The 3,400-nt window shown below is 48.6% G+C and carries 3 protein-coding genes; all 3 read right to left on the bottom strand.

Annotated elements, in window-relative coordinates:
• Positions 1-1,170: MFS transporter (locus RQP52_RS36335; protein WP_315956292.1), on the bottom strand; the 1,170-nt coding region annotated here is incomplete at its 3' end.
• 4 nt (positions 1,171-1,174) lie between these two features.
• Complete coding sequence (locus RQP52_RS36330; protein ID WP_315956291.1) at positions 1,175-1,921, bottom strand: DsbA family oxidoreductase; 747 nt, start codon at positions 1,919-1,921, stop codon at positions 1,175-1,177.
• Positions 1,922-2,000: 79 nt separating this feature from the next.
• On the bottom strand, positions 2,001-3,158 hold the full coding sequence (locus tag RQP52_RS36325) for a Gfo/Idh/MocA family protein (protein WP_315956290.1): 1,158 nt from the start codon (positions 3,156-3,158) through the stop codon (positions 2,001-2,003).
• Positions 3,159-3,400 lie beyond the last annotated feature (242 nt).

The following is a 3,400-nucleotide window of genomic DNA, read 5'->3' as shown; positions in this document are numbered from 1 at the left end:
CTCCTCAAGTCGCACATCCCTTACGGAACCAACGATGATAGCCGTAAATCCGGCTGCTGTCGAGAGACCTAATAGAATGAAGACCGGTAAAATAAATGCAGCATAGACGCTGTCCATGGACATAGTGCTTAACCAGAACAAGCCGAGTGCATTAACGAGCTGCGAAACAATCAACAACATTTTCGCTCCGAATATACGCATGAAGTAAGGCGTGATTTGCGTAGCTAGAACGGACGATAAACCGAGCGGTAGAAAAGCCAAGCCCGTTATTAAAGAAGAATAGCCAAGCGCATGGAAATACAAAGTTGAGAAATAAATAAATGCGGTCATGAAGGAATACATTAAGAATCCGATAATATTCGATGATACTAGCGAACCGATACGGAACAACCGGAGCGGCATGAGCGGGTTTTTGGCGTATTTCTCGATGAAAACGAATCCGACCAGAATAAGCGCTCCGACAATTAAGGTTACGATTTTCGTGGTCGACCAACTGCCATCGACATCAGGCATGGATAACCCGTATACGAGAATGAATATGCCTAACAGCACGGCAATTGCGCCGGGCAAATCAATGGATTGCTTGATCTTTTGCTCCATCGGCCGTTCTTTAACAAACACTAACCCGATTATGATCGCAATCCCGAGCGGGACGTTCAAGAAAAATAAGGATCGCCAACCGAGCGAGTCCGTCAGCAGCCCGCCAACGATTGATCCCGCCGCGAAACCGCCCGAACCCAACGCGCCAAAAATGGCAAAAGCTTTATTCCGTTGCGCGCCTTCGGGAATCGACGTACTAATCAACGACATGGCCGCGGGAATGGACAGCGCCGCGCCGATCCCTTGAATCGCCCTGCTCGCAATGAGCCAAACCGGATTCATCGCGAATCCGCCAGCGAGCGAAGCAGCCGCGAAAATTGCTAAACCTAGCGTTAACACGCGCTTCCTTCCGATCAAGTCGCTTGCACGTCCGCCGATAAGCAGAAAACAAGCGAAGGTGAGCACATATGACGTGACGATCCACTGTAAATTATTTGTATTCATATGCAGCGCCGATTGGATCGCCGGTAACGCCACGGTCACCGTAGAGGAATTCATGACTTCCAAAAATTGTGCAAGACAAACTAAAATCAATAACAACATATTCGCTTTAGAAATCCGATCGCCCACGTAATTAACTCTCCTCTTTTTGTTTATTTAATTCTTGGTGCTCCACTGCGCATGAACCGTCTAAGCAGGCGAGCTCTTCCGTATCTCCAGCTGCGGAACGAAATTGAACGACGGGATGCTCTTCCGCCCAAGCCTTCTCTAGTGCCTCGGCGAATACTTCCTTCGACTGCGCCCCAGAGATGGCGTATTTTCCATTCATTAAGAAATAAGGAACGCCTCGAACACCTAACTTCTGAGCTTTAAGCTCGTCCGCTCTTACCTCGGCGACGTATTGCTCACTGTCTAGCATCGCGGCTGTCCCAGCAGCGTCCAGTCCGACTTCAATGGCAATCATCACAAGTGTGTTGGCGTCCCCGATATGCAAGGAATCGGTAAAATAAGCTTTGTACAACCGTTCCAACAATTCGTTCGTTTTTCCGAATTGCGCCGAATAATGAAGTAGACGGTGCGCATTAAATGTATTCGTGTGTATCGCAGTATCATAATTGAACGTCAAACCGTCTAGTTCTGCACGCTTTGTGATATCATCATGTACAGCTTTCATATGTGCTCTCGTCGATCCGAATTTCTTGGCCGATAGCCCATAAATATCATCGTTTACGTGAACGGCCATGTGCGGATCAAGTTCAAAGCTGCGATATACGATTTCCACTGAATCGCGATGCTTGAACTTCTTTAACCCTTCTTCAAACTTCCGTTTTCCTATATAGCAATATGGACACACGATATCCGTCCAGACCTCTATCTTCATGAATTTCTCCCGCTTTCTGGATGTTTGCCGGAAAGGAGAAATATTCTCTCCTCTCCGGTTGCATCTTACTCGTTATGTTTTAATGAAATGTAGTGTTCGTTTCATTCACTTTTTGCTCGACTCCGGTACGGGAAGCCGTCATGATCGTGTCATATAACCGGTGGCGTCTGAGAGCATGAGCGAAGTCCGGCGTTTCATTCGTGCCTTCGCGAAGATCTTTAGCCAAGCTCACGTAAAATTTCCCGATGTTGCTTGATCTTGCCGGCCCTTCGGGAATCGATTTGATATCTTCGGTGTATTGGCTTGGAATGACGATCTCGCCGAGCGTTTTGTCTTCGCCTTTGCCGCCCCTCAATTTCAGCTCGGTATTTTGCATATTTCCGTTAAAATCGGCGGTGATGACAAGCTCGCCGTCCGTGCCGATGATCTCCCAACGCAAGTCGAAGTCCCGCGAAGTTCCGCTGCGGTATAAGGTTGTCGCCAATACGCCACTTTCAAGCGTGCCGATAATGGCCATGTGATCCGGAGCCGTCACTTTGAGTGTCGTCCCATTATCTGTGATTTGAACTTCAGGGTGACGAACTTCAAGCTTCGCGGACACGTTATCGTAATCGCCGAGCACGTAATTCAGCCCGTCGATCGCGTGAAGTCCTGCGGACGCCAACATGGTCGCGCCGGCGTTCACGTCGTACGTATAAGCGAATTTTTGGATCGTGACGGGTTCCCAGATCAAGGCTGTGCCAGACAATGTAGTTGCGAGTACGTTGCCGATATAGCCTTGAGTGATCAAATCGCGGGCGTGTTGGATTGCCGGAGAGTAACGCGCCTGCAAGCCGATAAACGTCCGAACGCCAGCCTCCTTAGCACGGTCCGCCAAGTCTTGCGCCTGTTCCGTGGACATGCCAAGCGGCCATTCGCTGTATACCATTTTGCCTGCTTCAATAGCAGCTCGAGCGATATCGTAATGGTATTGCACATTAATAGCAATCACGACAAGGTCTACTTCAGGATGCTGAATCAAATCCTGGTAATTATCGAATCCAGGAACACCGAACGCTTCGGCAGCCGCATCCGCGGATTCGCGGTTGCTCGTGCTCACCGCAACCAGTTGGAAGTCAGGCAAGGCTTGAACCGCCGGGATGTGCGCTGCGACAGCCCACCCTGGGTTGGACGGACTTGCTCCGATAATACCTACACCGATTTTTTTATGATTGGCTTGCTGTTGATGATTGGACATTTTAGTTCCTCCTCTAATCTAATTGGCAATCGCGAACCTCGGACTCTATTTCCTAACAATATTGATCCACCTGTGCAAGATGGATAAGATATGTTCTAATAAGAGTTATTCGAGCTCGCTAGTGGACTGCGGTCCGCTTGTTAAACAATATAACCGGATCACGGTCCGGTTGTCAAATGGATAATATTAAAAAACGGGGGAAATATAATGTTGGAGAAAAACCTTCGCAAAGATGCGGAAAA

This window comes from Paenibacillus violae (genome assembly GCF_032461945.1).
Classification (GTDB): Bacteria; Bacillota; Bacilli; order Paenibacillales; family NBRC-103111; genus Paenibacillus_E; species Paenibacillus_E violae.
Note: the sequence above shows the minus strand (reverse complement) of the source record. Positions and strands in the feature narration are given on the sequence as shown.